Origin of the sequence: Candidatus Amarolinea aalborgensis, assembly GCF_900491745.1 — a bacterium.
GTDB lineage: Bacteria > Chloroflexota > Anaerolineae > SSC4 > Amarolineaceae > Amarolinea > Amarolinea aalborgensis.
The window spans coordinates 35,877-53,073 of record NZ_UETR01000002.1 but is presented as its reverse complement, the minus strand read 5'-3'; the positions used below and the strand labels follow the sequence as shown (position 1 = coordinate 53,073).

Here is a 17,197-nt window from a genome sequence, read left to right as displayed (position 1 = left end):
GACCTCGATCTTGCCCACATCATGCGCAAACGTGTGCGCAAAGTATAGGCAAAAAAGAGGCACTGTCAAGTTGGCGGGGTCTGGAGTTGGCTCAGCGGTTCGCCGTAGAGGACATAGGCCAGCCAGGTCGGATTATTGGGATCTTTGGTGCGCACGGCCTCCCGCGCAAGCGCAAAGGCCGCGCCCAGCGCAGCGCCCTGGAAAAGCGCCCCATAGAATGTGGCGGCAAATTCTGCGGCCAACGCGTCGTTGACCTCCCACAGCGTGCCGATGAACGCCCCGGCGCCGGCGCGCACAAAGCGTTCGGCCCAGCCGCCCAGCCCTGACAGGGCAAAGCCGAGGCCGCCGCTCTCGCAGGCGTTGAGGAAGATGAGCGGATGCTGCCGGTAGCGCACACGGCGCGAGAGATCGGCCACCCGCAGGCTGCCATCGCTTAGCGCCAGGGGCGAATTCGTTGGATCGGCCGCATCCAACTTGCCGTGACAGGCGAAATGCAGAATGCCGACGAGATTGCCGTCGAGCAACTGGCGCACCGGTTTGACACTGGCGGCTGCGTCTGTCAGCGCAGTCAACCTTGCCTGCAAATCCTTGAGAGCGTCCAACTCCGCGGCCGCAAAAAGCAGACTGGAGGACGGGACAATCGCGGTCAGTTGGCGGCTGGGCAGGGTTGCGATCATGCCGTCGCCGGCCAACCAGCGCGCCACACGGAACCGGCTGCACAGGAAATCACCTTCGGCGCGCGTGTCAAGATCAAACGTGCGCGCCAGTTCCCAGGGAATCCACGGCTCGTCCGACGTAATGATCAGATCGGTGATCGAGGCCGGTATCGCCCACAGCGCGCGCTGCAGCGCTTCCGGGAAGGCGTCGGCAAAAAGATTCTCCCCCAGCGTGTTCAACTGCGCCTGCTTCTCCGCATCGAGCAGATCATCTCCCTGCTCACGCGCCAGGTCGTTGAGAGCCTCAAAGCAGATCTTCATCAGCTCGGCTGGCTGACTGGAGAACTGGTGGGCGCCCATGGATTTCCAATTGAAGCCGGCCAATTTGGAATGCAGGATGAACTCGAAAGCCGTGCGATCCTGGTCAGCGGCCTTGATGCGGAGCTCCAACTGCGGCGGCGGCAGCTCGCGGTCAGGCATGGTCATGGCCGCCTGCGTGGAAAGCGCCTGGACAGGACCAACGCCCAGCGCAGCATAATCGCTGACGACCTCCACCGCCAGGTTGACCGTCCCCAGCAGGCGGTCATTCTGGCGGAAGTCCACGGCCACCGCCTTCGCGCCGGGCGACTTAGGCAGCAGTTCAAACGTCAACGGTTCAGAATCGCCATCCGCCTTGACCAGCAGCTCGCCCGTGTTTGCCAGGTTCCAGGCGTCGTCGAAAATGACGAAATCGGGCGCCAGGACTACGACCGTCACCGGGTGCGCGGCGCCGGTCTGCAGCGACATCGGCGTGAGCGTGTTGACCGCGCTGGCGACCTGCTGCTCGGTCAGACGGACCGTCAGCCGGGCGGCCAATTTGTGCAGCACCTTGCCGGGAAACTCCACGGCGCCGTAGCGCGGCACGATGGTCTCTTCGTCATCCGCCGGCGGTTCAGCATGCGCCCCCTTGTCATCGCTCCCCGTGGGCGTCGGCACGGGAGAGGGTTGGGGGCCAGAGACGCCAGCCTGGCGCAGGAGGTCAATGACGTTGGGCTGAAGAGGGTGGGCCGGCTCGAAATCACGCATCACATCGCCTTTGGGCACGGCCAGCGGTTTGACCGCTTTGAGCAGCAGCGGCTGCACGGCTGGGGCGGCCGGCGCAATCAGCTCAATCTGCTCCAGAAACCAGACCGCTATGGCGCCATGCTCGTTGGCGGTGGTTGTCTCCCCCAGACGGCTGGCCGTCTCCCAAAACAGGCCGCACAGATCGGACTGGGTTGCAGGATCCAAGCTGCTCCAGTCAGCGAGAAGCGCCTGCGCGATCTCTGGCAGCACGCGGCTGGCCGGCCCGGGCCAGTAGGATGGGCGGGCGGCTGGGTATGGCCTGGGATCATAGGTCGGCGCCGTGTCATCGCTCCACGCCGTTGGGTATGGCAGCGGCTGCTGCAGCAGGTCCTCCAGCAGATGCCGGATTTCCTCCGCCCTGGCCGGGTCGCTGAAAGTAAGTCCACGCATGGCGGCTGCCTGGCGAACCGGTTCGAGGGCCGAGGCCAGTCGCCGGCGCACAGGCGCGATTTTGATCTCATCGAGCGCGCTCAACATCTCGCCGGCGCGGGTCACAGGCTCGAACCGCCCGCTCGCTTGCTGCAACCTGGGCGCCTGCGCAGCCAGCACCGCGTGAACTGCCTGCGCGCTGGCGTAATCCAACGCGGGCCACTGCGCCAACAGCGTCTGCAAGGCTTTGACCAGGGTTGTTTCAGCAACGTGAGGCGCGAAACTGGACATGTTACACCTCCACGATCACACGCGCACAGCCGGGTCAAAGAGTTTGGCATGATCTTCGAGGGCGTAGCGGTCGGTCATGCCGGCGATGTAATCGCAGATCACGCGGTGCAAGCCTTCCGGCTCGTCATCAATCTTGGCCTGGGTGATCGCCGGCATCTGCAGCGGTTCTTGCAAGTAGGCCGTAAACAGGTTGGTCAGCACGCGTTGGGCCTTGCTGGCCATGCGGATGACGCGATAGTGGCGGTAGAAATTCGCCAGCAGAAAGCGCTTCAGTTCCCGGTTGGCCGCGGCGAAGTCCGGTGTATAGCCGGCCGCGTTGCGCCCCAGGGCGCGCAGCTCGTCCACCGAGCGTACGTCATTCACCTCCAGGGCCGCAGCCGTCGCTTCGATGGCATCGCGCACGAAAATGCCTACCAGGCGGCGGATCACACGATGGCGCAAGAGATCATCCAGCGGCCGCTCCGGCGGTTCGCCCAGGCTGTGCAGCGCCTGCTGCCACAACGGCTGCTGCCGCACATCCTCGATGCGCAGCAAGCCCGCGCGCAGGCCGTCGTCAAGATCGCTGGTGTTGTAGGCAATCTCGTCCGCCAGGTTGGCTAACTGGCACTCCAACGTGCCGGCTAATTCGGGATTGTAGCCGGCCGCATCGGTCACGTCATAATCGGTGTCATGCTTGACCAGCCCCTCCCGTACTTCGTAGGTCAGGTTGAGGCCGTCAAACTCCACATAGCGTTTTTCCAACTGGTCGAGGATGCGCATGGTCTGGCGCTGATGGTCAAAGCCGCCAAAGTCTTGCATGAGAGAGTTGAGCGTCTGCTCGCCGGTGTGACCGAAGGGCGGATGGCCCAGGTCATGCGCCAGGCAGATGGCCTCGGTCAGGTCTTCATTCGCACGCAAGGCCCGCGCCAGGCTGCGCCCCACCTGCGCCACCTCGATGGAATGGGTCAAGCGGGTGCGGTAATGATCGCCTTCGGTGTTGACGAAGACCTGGGTCTTGTATTCGAGGCGCCGAAACGCGGTGGTGTGGATGATGCGATCCCGGTCGCGCTGATAAACCGAGCGATGGGCCGGCTCTTCCTCGGCCACCCGACGCCCGCGGCTGTCGCCGCTTTTCATGGCATACGGCGCCAGGCGCTCTCGCTCCACCTGCTCATAGTCACTGCGTGTCTGAATCATGCGACCTCCCGGCAGATTAGAGATTGAAGATTACAAATTGAAGATTGAAAATGTCACTGGCGGCGCCAGCGGCGCTCAAACGACCAGGACTGTCTGCAGGAAGCCCATCTGATCGAGGGTGTCATAGGCATAGGCCTGCACCAATGGGTTTTCATCTTGCAGGTAGTGATAAAACACGTTGGCGGTTGCCAGGGTGCGAATCTTGCTCAGGGCGTAGGCGGCGCGCGAGCGCGCGCCCTGCTGGCCGCCGGCCAGGACGGCCGCCAGGGCCGGCACTGCGCCCTCGCCCAGCAATGCCAGCGCGTCCGCGGCTGAGGCGCGCACCCAACCGCTGTCGTCGCCCAAGGCCTCGACGAGGTCAGGGGTGGCTGCCTGCTGGCCCAATTCGGCCAGGGCCAGCGCGCTGGCGCAGCGTACGGCCGGGTCCTCATCGTGCAGGCGTTGACGCAGGGGTTCTAACAGAGTCTCCCCGCCGCCGGTCACATGCGCAGCCGCGGTCAGCGCCCGTACGCCCCACCAACGCCGATCGGCGTCCCGCGCATCGAGCCAAGTGAGCATGTCGGACAATGGCGGCGCGGCGCTTGCCGTCCACTGACGCACCAGGCTTTCGGCCAGATCATCATCCTGCGCCGCAATCGCGCGCAGCAGGGGCTGCAGCAGATCGGGGACATTCGGGTCATCTATCATACGATTCTCCCAGGATTTTCAACCCATCGTCATTACTTTCTAGTTTAGCGCCAGGCCAGATTATAGCATCAGCCGCCTGGCCGGACAAGACACGCAAGACGATCAGATGCATTGCAAACTGGGGACAGGTTTTGAGGCTGATGGAGATCAACCACAGGGTCGGCCATACAGTGCCGCCCCTACCTTCGAAACTGCGGGCAGCGGTTAGCGCAAGCGGGCAACTTCATCTATAATGTCCATGTCCCCTGTGCCACCGTTTAGAGGAGATTTCACCATGCGCAACACCTTGAGTCGCCCCGTGTCGTTGTTGAGAGAGTTGGTCATTCTCGGCCTCGTCATGTGCCTGGTCTTCGTCTTCGCCTCGGCCAGCGCCCAATCCACTCATCCGGCGCCTGGCGCCGATCTGTGGGTGGACACGGACGAGGCCACCTTGCCCGCGGGCGGCGAACGGCTGATCGTTCCCCAGGTCTACCGCACGCTGACCCTCAACCCAGACGCGCTGCAAGCCATCTTGGCCGCGACCCCGCTGGAAGCGGCTGCCGGCGCGGCGAACAGCGCCACGATCATCACCTTACCCCTCCCCGACGGAACCTGGGCCCGTTTTCGCCTGGTCGAGTCGCCCGTCATGGCGCCCGAGCTGGCCGCACGCTTTCCTGAAATCAGGACGTACGCCGGTCAGGGCCTGGATGATCTCAGCGCCACCACCCGGCTAGATTGGACGCCCCTCGGCTTTCACGCGATCATTTTTTCTGCCGCGGGGACCGTCTACATTGACCCTTACCGCCGCGGGGATACCATCCACTACATCAGCTACGACACGCGTGATTTCCAGGCGCCGGCCGGCAAACGTTTCGTCGAGTCGCCGCCGCTGGATGACGGCATGTCGGCCACCATCGCCGCGTTGATCGCGGCGCATCCGCAGACGCCCGCGGGACCCCAACTGCGCACCTACCGCCTGGCCGTCGCCGCGACCGGTGAATATACGCAGTTCTTTGGCGGCACGGTTCCTCTCGGCCTGGCCGCCGTCGTCGTCTCGGTCAATCGCGTCGACGGGGTGTACGAGCGCGAAGTGGCTGTGCGCATGGTCCTGGTTGCCAACAACAACCTGATCATCTACACGAATGCCGCGACCGATCCGTACACAAACAACAATGGCAGCGCGATGCTCGGCGAGAATCAGACCAACCTGGATGCAGTCATCGGCTCTGCCAATTACGACGTGGGGCATGTCTTCAGCACCGGCGGCGGCGGCGTGGCCTACCTGGGCGTCCCCTGTCGCGCAGGGTGGAAGGCGCAAGGCGTCACCGGCAGCAGCAGTCCCGTCGGCGACCCGTTTGATATTGACTACGTCGCGCACGAAATGGGACATCAGTTTGGCGCCAACCACAGCTTCAACGGCAACGCTGGATCGTGCGGCGGCGGCAACCGCAACGCTTCGACGGCCTACGAGCCGGGCAGCGGCTCGACGATCATGTCGTATGCGGGCATCTGCGGCGCGCAAGATCTGCAGCCGCACAGCGACGACTATTTCCACGTTATCAGCTTCGATGAGATCATCGCCTACACTGTCAGCGGCCAGGGCAACACCTGCCCGGTCACCACCAACACAGGCAACCTGGCGCCTGTCGTCAACGCCGGAACCGGCGGCTTCACGATCCCCAAGCAGACGCCCTTCACGCTGACTGGCTCCGCCACCGACGGCAACAACGATCCGTTGACCTTCAACTGGGAGGAGTTCGATCTGGGAGCCGCCGGCGCGCCGAACAACGCCACCAACCCGCCCTTCTTCCGCTCCTGGCTCGCGACCGTAAGTCCGTCGCGCACCTTCCCGCGTCCCTCTGACCTGGTTAATAACACCACCGTCATCGGCGAAGTGCTGCCCAACGTCACGCGTGCGCTCAACTTCCGCCTGACCGCGCGCGACAACCGCAGCGGAGGCGGCGGCGTCAACTACGCCAGCCTCTCCTTCAACGTCACCACGGCCGCCGGCCCCTTCCAGGTCACCGCGCCCAACACAGCGGTCAGCATCCTGGGCGGCACGCCGATGAACGTCACGTGGAATGTCGCCAGCACCACGGCGGCCCCGGTCAGCTGCGCTGCTGTCAACATCCTGCTGTCCACCGACGGCGGCTACACCTACCCCATCACGCTGGCGAGCGGCGTGGCCAACGATGGCGCGGAGACCGTCACGACGCCCAACGCCAACAGCACGACCGCGCGTGTCAAAGTGGCCTGCGCCAGCAGCATCTTCTTCGATATCTCGAATGTCAACTTCACCGTGCCGGCCTGCTTCTGGGCCGACGTGGACTGCTCGTGCAATGCCGGCAGCACCACCGTGGAAACCACTGACATCGGCCTCACGGCTGACGCCTGGAACACCTTCAGCAACAGCGGTGTCTACACCCGGCCGGCCGACATCAACTGTCGCGCGAGCGGCGGCTGCGACAACGTCAACGACATCCAGGATGTGCAGGCAGCCGCCTCGGCCTGGAATACAGCGTGTCCGTAAGCTCGAAGAAGCCCGGCTTCAAGAGGCCAGGTTCCCAAACGGTTTGATAGACGGAGTATTTGATGAACAGCATTTACAAGCTTCCACTCGTGCTAGAACCCCAACCTGAAGGGGGATACACCATCACCTGTCCTCTCCTGCCAGAGTTGATTACGGAGGCGGACGATGTGTCAGAGATCTACACCCATGTGGCAGATGCGCTCATCGCGGTCATGGAGCTCTACAAAGATATGGGGCGCCCTCTACCAGCCGTTTTGATGCCCATGGCCGTTGGCACAACCATGTGGGCAGAAACGCTTGTTCCGGTGGTTGTTGCATGAGATACCGGGAAGTTGCCAGGAAACTGCACGAGTTGGGCTGCAAGGAGTTAGCTCAAGGCGGCAGTGGATCTCATCGAAAGTGGTATAATCCAGCAACCGGCAAAGGGACGGTTGTTCCCGATTGGGGAAACCAGGACTTGAAAACCGGCACGCTTCACGGCGTTATCCGTCAACTCGGCCTGGATTGGGAAGAGTTCAAGCGTGCCTGACAGGAACCATTCATAGAAGCCGATGCGTGTTCACCCAATCGCCAGCGCAGGCCCCTTCACGGCGGGCCTGCGCAAGGTTGACCGCTTGCTCGGCTGCCAATGGCAAGGACTCGCTCGAAGACACAGCCCTGGTTTCTGCGAGAAACCAGGGGTGTGAGAGCGCTACATCAATTCACGGGAAGTCCCAGGTAGTTACCTCACTGGAAGCGCCCGACATAGCGGCCAGCGACCAGGCGTGCAGAGCGGGCGGCCCCACAAAGTCGCCGTGGCCGAAAAACTGCGCAAGTGCACTGCGGTCGGCGCGCCCACGCACACTTCGGGGCTGTAGGCGCTCCACCATTCGTTGGCAAAATAGTAGATGGGCCGCGCCGTGAACGTTCGCACAACGAAACAATAGAGATTGGCGGGCGGCAGATCAGCGGCCCCATAATGGTCGGTCGCCCTGTCAGGTGTTGTACCGTGCACCACATAAGGCCCGCCGGGCCTCGTGGCGTAGCTCACCTCATAGAAGCCCTCCTCCCACCACAGGTGTGGAATCGGCGTCCAGGTCAGGGTTGCGCTATGACTGGCGACCAGAGTGGCCTGCACATTGCTCGGCGGCACCGTTTGGGTATACTCCCACCCTGGATCCACCATGTTCAGCCACGCAATCACCGTTGGATCGGTGGGCGTCACCATGTTGTAGTCCACACCGACCGAGTACAGGTACGGCGGCTGCATCAGTTCAGCCGGAATCTCGCCCGACAACTGATTGTCGCTCAGTTCGAGTCCGAGCAGGCTGCTCATGTTGCCCAGTTCGGGCGGAATCGAGCCGCTCAAGTGATTACTGGATAAATCCAGGTATTGAACCTGCGTCAGCTTGCCCAGTTCTGGGGAGATTGGTCCACTCAAGTGATTGGTGCCGAGGGAGAGGTATTCCAGATTGGTCAGATTCCCGAATGTGGCCGGAATGGCGCCCTGCAGCTGGTTGCGGTAGAGCAAGAGCGAGCCCAGGTTGTGCAGGTTGCCCAATTCAGGGGGAAGCTCTCCGCTCAGAAAGCACAACTCGATGGCCAGGACTTCCAGGAGAGGCAAGTTACCCAGGGTCGGCGGAAGGGGTCCGCTCAGCTCATTCTCGGATAGCTGAAGCTCCTGCAGGTTCACCAGGTTGCCCAATTCTGGCGGAATCGGACCGCTCAGGTGATTGACGGACAGCATCACACGGTTGAGATTCGTCAAGTTGCCCAGAGTGGCCGGAATATTACCGGTAATGTGATTGGAGCTCAAATCGAGCACATGCAATCCAGTCAGGTCTCCCAATTCTGGTGGCAGGATACCATTGAGTCGGTTCCCTCCTAACTCCATTGACTGGAGATTGGTCAAATGGCCCAATTCTACCGGTATCTGGTCGTAAAGTTCGTTCCCGGATAGTTTTAGTCGGAGCAAATTGGTGAGGTTGCCGAGCTCTGGTGGCAAATGACCCCTCAGCCAGTTGTTCTCCATGACAATTTGCGTAATGTGCCCCTTCGTGCATGCTAGACCGAACCAGGTACATGGTGTGTTTGATTGCAGCCATCCTTCACGACGCCACCAATGAGGTCCATCGGTGCTGTTGTAGAAAGCAACAATCGCTACGCATTCCGCCTGTGGGATCTGCGTTACCTCCATGCATGAGAAATCATGCGGTGTTGCTTCAGAGAATGCATTGTCAGCGTGGATTAGTTCTACTGTGACCAGGAGCGCCGCCAGGAACGAGATCACCACAGCCACCATCCTGATAGCGAATCGCCCCTGATCCGTGTTGTTTGTATCTAGCATCATCGGCCTCCATGACCTCTCAATGGCGATTGATTCGATTACTCGATGAACGCAAGCAGAAGTGGGAAAGCGAAATCAACACGGCGGGAATCCTGTGTGTCCAACCGTGACGAAAATGCCCTGACTGGTATTATGATAACTACCACTGCCAGACGTAACCAACTGAACCGCCTGCACTCGATACATGCTGGGACCGGGCCAGGGGTTCACCAGGAAGGGGTGCTCGTCCAGGAAAGTCGTGGTTGTGATGTAACCACTGTGAAGGGGGAAGAAACCGGCCGATGAGCACTCGACAGGATCTACGTCGTCAATTCGTTCGACGATATATCCCAAATTGGCATCGGGCGAGGCGTTCCAGGTCAGCCGAACCTGGAAGGTCGAGCTGATTGGAATAACTTCTGCCAGTACATTGCTTGGGGGTGCAGACACATGCATGCGCAATGTGGGATCGCCCATCAATGCGATATGAACATTGCCAGCATAAAGAGAACTATTTTCACCCGCGTAATACAATCCTTGATTATTCTGGGTAAGTCGCGTGCTGTACCCAATCGTTTCCCCCAGCGCCATGTGATGGAAGAACCAGTGTGGCCGCCCTGACCAACTGCTGGTGAGGATATAGTCAGAACCAAGAGGCGCGCGCAGGAAGTCATTGAACTGATCCCAGTCGCCAAAGTAGCTGCCATAGAGCATGGTGAAAACGGCCTTGACTCTTGGGTAATCGGCAAATCGCCTTGTACTAAAAATGTGGTCTGCCGAGGAGTTCGTTCCGAACCCGCTGCCATAAGCCCACAAGTGGGCCTGGTTACCAAAATGACTGCCGGGATAGACATCTTCTACAATCTGATCCCAACGGTAATTGGGATAGAGACTGGAATTGGCAACCGTGATATGGTCAGGTCCGAAAAACGGTGCGAAATTGCGCCATCCACTGGCCGCAAAATCGTAGCCCCTAACGGCCGTATCGAAAGTGTTGGCAACGAACCCGCGCTGTATGTCCGGGTCCTGCAGAATCGTCAACGTCTTGTGGCGAAACGCATGATCCTTGTTCAGGTAATTGCGCAACAGTTCCGTCTCCGTAGCGGCGAATGCATTCAGGAAGTAGAGATCAACCCGTCCGATTTCCAATTCCACATCTGATGGAATCCGTTCATAATCCAACGGCGACGGATCGAAACGGCCATCTCCAGGGATATTACGGTTTCTTAGGTCAGGCGGTAAGGGTTCGTTATTGTCGGTATTGACGATGCAATCCGTCCAGATATCATTGGCCTGGCACCCTGTGGCAACATTGTCTATGTCGCCATAGAAGACGTCGGCGGGCCAGGCGCCGCGATGATCCGGCACATGACCATCGGGCACCAGGTTACCAGCATAGGGCACTGGGATATGCCCGAATAGCAGCACAGCCCGGACTTGCGTTGGATCCGCAAGGTAATCGGCCTGAATCAGGCCCTTGATACTCAGGATGGTGGCCGTTTGCGCCACATCATGCCGCAGCACGAGCCAGCCGTCGCCCACCAGGTCCTGTTTCAAGCGCGCTAATTCCTGCCACAAGGCGGTTGTGAGATTGCTATCCACGATCAAGATCACCTTGCCTCGCTGCAAAGTCGGCGGTACTTCGACGCCGGCATAGATGTAACCGTAGGCCGTATAGGCTTCTGGCGTTCCCGTCGGATGCGGTATAACCACATCCTTCTCGATGCGATATTCCTGCGCGGCGCCGTTGACTGTGGTTTCCACGAAAGCAATCGCTGTTGCTCCCGGAGTAGCCACTGGCGTGCCCCAGGTTGCGTCATTCTTCGACTTGCGATAAACCCGGTAGCCGGCCGCGTTGGGATCAAGCGGCCATGTCAGTGTGATCTGAGCTGAAGGGGTGGATTGAACCTGGGCGCTGACCAAGACCGCGGTGTCTTTGCTCCAATCGACGGCAGAACGGTTGGGTAACGCAAACACGAGCGGGGCAATCTCAACCAAATCGCCTAAGCCTTCAGACGGACGCCCTAATTTGTTAGCAGACAGATCAAGGTAGCGCAAACTCTCCATCTGACCAAGCGATTCCGGAATGTTGCCAACCAACCGATTGCTTGAGAGGTAGATTTCGACCACATGATCGTCGTCGCACACAATCCCATACCAACTGCACGGAGATTCATTCTCCATCCAGGCGGTGTGATCAAACCAGAGATCTCCTTGAGTGCTCTCGTAGAGCTTCTTCAAGGCTTAGAACTCATTGGTGGGAATTTCACTGTTGCGTGTGGAAGAAGCCAAAAGTGCTTGCGCATCGGCTCCACTCGTTGCCAGGGCTCCACTGGCGTGGGTTGCTCGCGCCTGTGCTATCAGGCCGACAATGACAACAACCAGGATGACAAAAAGAAGCCACAACGCTTTGTGGTAATCGCCTCGAGTAGAATTGTTTTCCATGATGAGCCTCGCTTGACAGGTAACAGGGTTGCATCGTGGCTGGCTCGTTGGCATTGATACGTAAACAAAAAAAGCCGCTTCAATGCCAGGTGAACGACCAGCATTTGCAGCGACCTCCGGGACTCTTTCACCGCTGTCAGGGTCACAGCACGACAAAAGAAACAAACCAGGAAACTATCGCCATTCTACTTGATCCGCCAACCGCGCGCTATGACACACATCAGGTTGACGCCATCCTCACATGGATCACGGGACATCAGCGCCTTGGCTTGTGAGCGCCTCGCGCGCCTCTGAGATCGTCGTCTCTCCGCAGCCCTGCGAGGGGGCGAAATCCCCTTGCGCAGGCTGGCTGCTCCATCCAGCGCCGGGCAAGCCGAGAACGCCCTCGCCAGCGCGTGCCCCTTACACGGCGGGCCTGCGCAAGGTTGGGCGATTGCCCGGCTGCCAACCCTCGCAGGGGTACGTGAACATCAGCGCGGTGACGTGTGAGAACGTCGTGCGCCTCTGAGATCGTCGTCTCGCCGCAGCCCTGCGAGGGGGCGAAATCCCCTTGCGCAGGCTGGCTGCTCCATCCAGCGCCGGGCAAGCCGAGAACGCCCTCGCCAGCGCGTGCCCCTTACACGGCGGGCCTGCGCAAGGTTGGGCGATTGCCCGGCTGCCAACCCTCGCAGGGGTACGTGAACATCAGCGCGGTGACGTGTGAGAACGTCGTGCGCCTCTGAGATCGTCGTCTCGCCGCAGCCCTGCGAGGGGGCGAAATCCCCTTGCGCAGGCTGGCTGCTCCATCCAGCGCCGGGCAAGCCGAGAACGCCCTCGCCAGCGCGTGCCCCTTACACGGCGGGCCTGCGCAAGGTTGGGCGATTGCCCGGCTGCCAACCCTCGCAGGGGTACGTGAACATCAGCGCGGTGACGTGTGAGAACGTCGTGCGCCTCTGAGATCGTCGTCTCGCCGCAGCCCTGCGAGGGGGCTGCGAAATCCCCTTGCGCAGGATCGGATCGTCAGGTAGGACGCCATGCGGATATTGTTGACGGCAGCTTGATTCCTGCCTATAATTTGCGGCGACGCGAGACTGCCTTGTGGCATGGGCCAGCTGGACACCGCGCGTCATATCCTGGAACAGTCACCGGTTGGCTTCCGCAGCGCAGACGGCGACAAGTACGAAGCGCTCGCCCTGTTTCACCTAGCAAGGACGTGAATACTGATTGGTCAACTGGTCATGACAACCGACGCATCGGACCCGAAATCGCCAGCGCTGCTATCGCCCTTAGACGTGGAGGGCGTTGCGCGCGCAGACGACGAAACGGACGCAGGGCTGGGCGGCGCCGGCGCGTCGCCGCGGCCGACGATTCCGCGGTCGGTCGGCCGCGCCCTCGTCATCCTCGCCTCGTTGATCCTGTGCCTCGTGCTGGCGGTGGCCGCGGCCGTGGGGTGGACGCGCAGCACATGGACTTACGGCGCGACGACTGTGGATCGCGACACATCGCAGCGCCTGGCGCGCCTGGCCGATGACCTGGCGCAGGCAGGCGCGCCGCAGGTGGTGGTGGCGCACGTCGCCGCGGCCAGCCAGCCAGGCATCAACATCGGCGATGCGCTCGAAGCCCTGGCAACCGCACAAATGGCTTTGACCGGCACCACGGATTCGCTTGCCCTACTGCGCGCCCGCGCGGAACTGAATATGATCTACAGCGATCTCTACATGCACCAGTACGGTCGCTATCCGATGCCGCAGACGCCGCACCCCACGCGGCTGACACCCTCGCAGTCGCTCTGACTCAGCGAGCTGATCTGGGAATCCTGAACTTGTTCAAGCTCGACCATTCGACCCCGTGTCCCGAGCAAGTTCGGGAGTCCAGCTGATCCGGGAGTCCTGAACTTGTTCAGGCTCGAAAATCCAGCCAATCCAACCATCCGAGGGAGGGAAATCTCATGTTGCGTACTCAGTGGTTGCTGAGCCTGACCATCTTGACCCTGCTGCTCTTGCTGACCGTGGCCGCGTTGGCGGCAACGCCGACCCCGGCCCTGGCTGAACCGGTCTCACCGGACGCGCCGGCCCCCTGGCTGACCTCTCTGCCTGCGGGTCGTCCCCTTTCCGGCCCCTTGCCGCCGCCAACGCCGCCGCCTTTCTACTGGGTAGATCCGGACGCGCCCAAAGGCAATACGCCACCGGCCCGCGTGCCCGACCTGCCCGATCTCAGCGTCAACTGGATCGAACGCACGCCGCGCTATCAGCGCTACTGCCTGGACTACAGCAGCGGCCTGCCCGACCTGTGCCCCGGCACGCAGGGGCTGCGCCGCTTTCCCCTGCCCGGCGAAGTGGTCACCTTCACCGCGCGCATTGCCAACCAGGGCGCGGTGACCAGCCCGGCCACCAGCGCGGTGTGGACGCTGCAGCCCGCGGCGGCCGCGCTGGCGCGGCCGCAGGTCACTCTGGTCAATCTGCCGCCGCTGGCGCCCGGCGTCACCACCACCCTCACCCTGACCTGGCCCTGGCAGACGGCGCGCTTCACCGTGTCACTGGCGCTTGACCCGGCCGTGACCTTCAGCGAAATCACGCGCAACAATAACCAGCGCAGCGACGCCACCGACGCGCTCTACATGGATGTCCTGGTGCATCCGTTGATCGTGCAAGCCTTTGCCACGCGCGCCAACCTGGTCGGTTCCTGGGGCTTCAACGACTGGATTCAGGCCCAGTTCGACCGCATGAACGTCAACCTGGCCGCGGCAACCTACGCGGCCGCGCCCAACAGCATTCTCGATCGCGTGCGCATTGATGTCATTACTGCGACCGAGGAGGTGGGCGGCGACCTGGTGAGCGGCAGCGTTTGGTTCGATGGCCGCTGGACTTTCCGCGTCGAAGCGGACGATCCCGACACCCCGCAGGACGAGTCGCAGCTTTCGGCTGAAAACTACGCGCAGACCTTCGCCGGCGCGATTGACTGGGGCCTGATTCACGAGTTGACCCATCAACTGGGCGTGATTGACGAGTACAACCTCAACATCGCCGGCAGCTACCAGAACCAGGTGACGGACGGCGACGGCCGGCCGCTGCTGCTCGGCTTCGAGTGGGTGCGTCCTGGCCTGATGGGCGGCGGCGACGTCGGCCCGCACACGCCGTGGCGCGATTACAGCGACCACAGCGCCCTGGCGCTCAACAGTCACCAGGGCAAACGCCGCGGCTACTTTGGCGAGTATCTGTTCGATGTGCCGGCCAGCACCACCCTGCGCGTGCTGGACAACCGCGGCCAGCCACTGGCCGGCGCGACCGTGACGATCTACCAGGACCAAGGCGGCACGGTGCAGGCCGCGCCCATCGCCAGCGGCGTCACCGGCGCGGATGGCCGCATGTCGCTGCCCAATCGCAGCCTGCCCCTCGGCGGCATCACCACCGCCACCGGGCACACCCTGGCGCCCAATCCCTTCGGTCAGATTGACGTGGTGGGCTACAACGGCCAACTGCTGGTGCAGGTCAGTCAGGGCGGCCAGCAGTTCTACGCCTGGTGGACGCTGAGCGACTTCAACCTGGCCTTCTGGCAGGGCGGCGCGAGCGCCTACGAACGCGTGTTGAGCACGCACTTGCCCGCGGCCGGCGCGCCCGCGGCGCCGCCCAAACTGAGCGGCCGCGTGGATGGGACAACCGTCACGCTGAATTGGGCGCCCAGCCCGGCGATTGGTATCACCACCTACCGCGTCTATCGCGGCCAGGAACCGGGCTTCTATCCCCTGACGCTGATCGCCAGCACCGCCAACCTGAACCTGGTGGACACGTCGAACCGCACGGCCCGCTATGCGGTGACGGCCGTGGACAGCCAGGGGCGCGAGAGCGGCTTCAGCCCGGTCTTCCGCGCGCATCGCACCATTCTGCCCGCCGCCGTGACAGTCAACCCAGCCACGGGCGAACGGGTCATCCTGGATAGTCATGACGGCGCGCTCGTCACGCAGTTGGCCGATGACCGCTGGGTGGGGCGGCAGGGATCGGTGCACCTGGGACTGGCCGGCGGCCGCGCCCTGGTGCGCACCGCGGACGGGCAGTGGCTGGCCGGGGTGACGGGCGAAAATCGCCTCAAGGTGTTGGACAGCCAGCGCCAACTGGTCAACTGGTTTGGGCAGGAAGGCTTCGTCGCCGGGCCGCTGCAAGGCCCGGCCGGCATAGCGCTGGCGAGCGCGCCCTTCACCATCACGGCGCGGCCCGCGGCCGATGGACAAACGCTCGGCCTGGCGCCCTTCGACGGCAGCCTGAAGCTGAGCGGCAGCCAGCCCATCACCGCCACCGGCGTCAGTTTTGTGCCTGGGCGTTTCGACAGCGCGGCGCTCGTGGACGGCGACGATCAACTGGCCTACGCCGCAGCCAGCCATTTCGATCCGGCGCAGGGCAGTGTGCAGATGTGGGTCAAGCCGAGCTGGATCGGCGCGGACAACCAGGAGCACGCCCTGTTCGAGGCGCTGCAGGCCGGCAATAACGGTTATCGCCTGCGTCTGGCCAAGGCCGATTGGAACTGGCTCTACGCCTGGTTCACAGATGGCAGCCTGGGCCGGCACGATTTTGCCCTCTACGCCGACGTCTCCGACTGGCAGCCCGACGTCTGGCACCACCTGGCGCTGGCCTGGCAGCCGGTGCAGACCGGAACCCCCTACCGCCGCTTCACCTTCTGGGTGGACGGCCGCCTGGTGGATTCACATGTGCAGCGCGTCCCGCTGGCCGGTATGCCCACCTGGCTCAGCGTCGGCGCGGGCGTGGATGGCCGCGATCAGGCCGACGCCGCGTTGGACGAGGTTTTCATTAGCGGCGCGGCGCGCGTGGGCAGCAGCCAGCAGACGCGGCTGCTGGTCAGTCAAAGCAGCGTGAATCGTGTGGATGTGTTGGATTGGATGGGCAACACGCTGAGTCAATTCGGCGGCGCGGGCAGCGGCGCAGGGCAGTTCAACAACCCGCAGGCGCTGTTGCCCATCGGCCCGGCCGGGCAGACCGTGTTGGTGGCCGACAGCGGCAACGGCCGCATCGAGGCGCTGCATGATGACGGCGTCAATTTGACGTGGCAGGCGCACTGGGCCGTCGGGCTAGGCGTGCCGCAGGGGCTGGCGCGGCTGCCCGGCGACGCCGTGGCAGCCAGCGACCGCGGCGGCAACCGCGTGCGACTGCTCAGTCCCAGCGGCGCGCTCGTGCGTAGTTGGAGCGGGCCGAACGACGGGCACACCGGCAGCTTCTGGAGTCCGATGGGGCTGGCCTTGCTGCCCACCGGCGATCTGCTGGTGGCCGACACGAACAACGGCCGCGTCGTGCGCATCACGGGCGTCGTCAGCCTATGCTACGATTTCAACGGCAGCGGGCTGGTGGATGTCAACGACATTCAGGCCGTGGCGCAGCGCTGGTACGCCGGCGGCCTCTACGATCCGCGCTACGATGTGATTCCCGACGGCGTGATTGATGTTGTGGACGTGATGACCGTGGCTGCGGCCTGGAACCAGGCGTGTTCGTGAGGGAATTGACAGGATGAACAGGATGGATAGGATGGCTGGCGCGTCGCAGCGATGGGTTGGGCACAGCGCAGAACGAAAATCCTGCGCATCCTAAGGAAATTGACAGGAAACAGGATTGACAGGATGCCTGGCGCGTCGCAGCGACGGTTCTGCACACCACAAAACGAGAATCCTGCGCA

General features: G+C 62.4%; 11 protein-coding genes. 5 read left to right on the top strand and 6 right to left on the bottom strand.

The genetic code is table 11. The features are described 5' to 3' along the window. Positions 1-65: 65 nt before the first annotated feature. The 3 genes from ACPQ6D_RS03020 to ACPQ6D_RS03010 form a co-directional block, all read right to left on the bottom strand. Entirely contained in the window at positions 66-2,420 is a 2,355-nt protein-coding gene (locus tag ACPQ6D_RS03020) for a CHAT domain-containing protein (protein WP_423222816.1), read from the bottom strand. Positions 2,421-2,435: 15 nt separating this feature from the next. Then, a complete protein-coding gene (locus tag ACPQ6D_RS03015; RefSeq protein WP_423222815.1) occupies positions 2,436-3,596 on the bottom strand; it encodes a deoxyguanosinetriphosphate triphosphohydrolase in 1,161 nt (386 codons plus the stop codon). Between the two features lie 75 nt (positions 3,597-3,671). Further along, positions 3,672-4,283, bottom strand: a complete 612-nt coding sequence (locus ACPQ6D_RS03010) for a HEAT repeat domain-containing protein (protein ID WP_423222814.1) — start codon at positions 4,281-4,283, stop codon at positions 3,672-3,674. Positions 4,284-4,557: 274 nt separating this feature from the next. Between ACPQ6D_RS03010 and ACPQ6D_RS03005 the strand changes: the two genes are divergently transcribed. From ACPQ6D_RS03005 to ACPQ6D_RS02995, 3 genes are all read left to right on the top strand, one after another. Continuing rightward, on the top strand, positions 4,558-6,792 hold the full coding sequence (locus ACPQ6D_RS03005; protein WP_423222813.1) for a reprolysin-like metallopeptidase: 2,235 nt from the start codon (positions 4,558-4,560) through the stop codon (positions 6,790-6,792). Positions 6,793-6,854: 62 nt separating this feature from the next. Continuing rightward, a complete protein-coding gene (locus tag ACPQ6D_RS03000) occupies positions 6,855-7,112 on the top strand; it encodes a type II toxin-antitoxin system HicB family antitoxin (protein ID WP_423222812.1) in 258 nt (85 codons plus the stop codon). Then, on the top strand, positions 7,109-7,321 hold the full coding sequence (locus tag ACPQ6D_RS02995; protein WP_423222811.1) for a type II toxin-antitoxin system HicA family toxin: 213 nt from the start codon (positions 7,109-7,111) through the stop codon (positions 7,319-7,321). Before ACPQ6D_RS03000 ends, ACPQ6D_RS02995 begins: the two co-directional genes overlap by 4 nt. Before the next feature lie 192 nt (positions 7,322-7,513). On the opposite strand, the gene ACPQ6D_RS02990 is transcribed toward ACPQ6D_RS02995, so the two are convergent. From ACPQ6D_RS02990 to ACPQ6D_RS02980, 3 genes are all read right to left on the bottom strand, one after another. Next, positions 7,514-8,596, bottom strand: a complete 1,083-nt coding sequence (locus ACPQ6D_RS02990; protein WP_423222810.1) for a fibronectin type III domain-containing protein — start codon at positions 8,594-8,596, stop codon at positions 7,514-7,516. Between the two features lie 597 nt (positions 8,597-9,193). Continuing rightward, complete coding sequence (locus ACPQ6D_RS02985; protein WP_423222809.1) at positions 9,194-11,338, bottom strand: hypothetical protein; 2,145 nt, start codon at positions 11,336-11,338, stop codon at positions 9,194-9,196. Between the two features lie 3 nt (positions 11,339-11,341). Then, entirely contained in the window at positions 11,342-11,542 is a 201-nt protein-coding gene (locus tag ACPQ6D_RS02980) for a hypothetical protein (protein WP_423222808.1), read from the bottom strand. A gap of 1,217 nt (positions 11,543-12,759) precedes the next feature. Here ACPQ6D_RS02980 and ACPQ6D_RS02975 point away from each other — a divergent pair. Together ACPQ6D_RS02975 and ACPQ6D_RS02970 are read left to right on the top strand one after the other, a co-directional pair. Beyond that, positions 12,760-13,314, top strand: a complete 555-nt coding sequence (locus tag ACPQ6D_RS02975; RefSeq protein WP_423222807.1) for a hypothetical protein — start codon at positions 12,760-12,762, stop codon at positions 13,312-13,314. 155 nt (positions 13,315-13,469) lie between these two features. Next, positions 13,470-17,018 carry a LamG-like jellyroll fold domain-containing protein gene (locus tag ACPQ6D_RS02970; protein WP_423222806.1) on the top strand — a complete coding sequence of 1,183 codons (3,549 nt, stop codon included), beginning with the start codon at positions 13,470-13,472 and terminating at the stop codon, positions 17,016-17,018. Positions 17,019-17,197 lie beyond the last annotated feature (179 nt).

Excerpts from the sequence above, each read along its gene's own strand:
- ACPQ6D_RS03020 (WP_423222816.1), bottom strand. The coding sequence starts at position 2,420 with ATGTCCAGTTTCGCGCCTCACGTTGCTGAAACAACCCTGGTCAAAGCC.
- ACPQ6D_RS03015 (WP_423222815.1), bottom strand. The coding sequence starts at position 3,596 with ATGATTCAGACACGCAGTGACTATGAGCAGGTGGAGCGAGAGCGCCTG.
- ACPQ6D_RS03010 (WP_423222814.1), bottom strand. The coding sequence starts at position 4,283 with ATGATAGATGACCCGAATGTCCCCGATCTGCTGCAGCCCCTGCTGCGC.
- ACPQ6D_RS03005 (WP_423222813.1), top strand. The coding sequence starts at position 4,558 with ATGCGCAACACCTTGAGTCGCCCCGTGTCGTTGTTGAGAGAGTTGGTC.
- ACPQ6D_RS03000 (WP_423222812.1), top strand. The coding sequence starts at position 6,855 with ATGAACAGCATTTACAAGCTTCCACTCGTGCTAGAACCCCAACCTGAA.
- ACPQ6D_RS02995 (WP_423222811.1), top strand. The coding sequence starts at position 7,109 with ATGAGATACCGGGAAGTTGCCAGGAAACTGCACGAGTTGGGCTGCAAG.
- ACPQ6D_RS02980 (WP_423222808.1), bottom strand. The coding sequence starts at position 11,542 with ATGGAAAACAATTCTACTCGAGGCGATTACCACAAAGCGTTGTGGCTT.
- ACPQ6D_RS02975 (WP_423222807.1), top strand. The coding sequence starts at position 12,760 with ATGACAACCGACGCATCGGACCCGAAATCGCCAGCGCTGCTATCGCCC.
- ACPQ6D_RS02970 (WP_423222806.1), top strand. The coding sequence starts at position 13,470 with ATGTTGCGTACTCAGTGGTTGCTGAGCCTGACCATCTTGACCCTGCTG.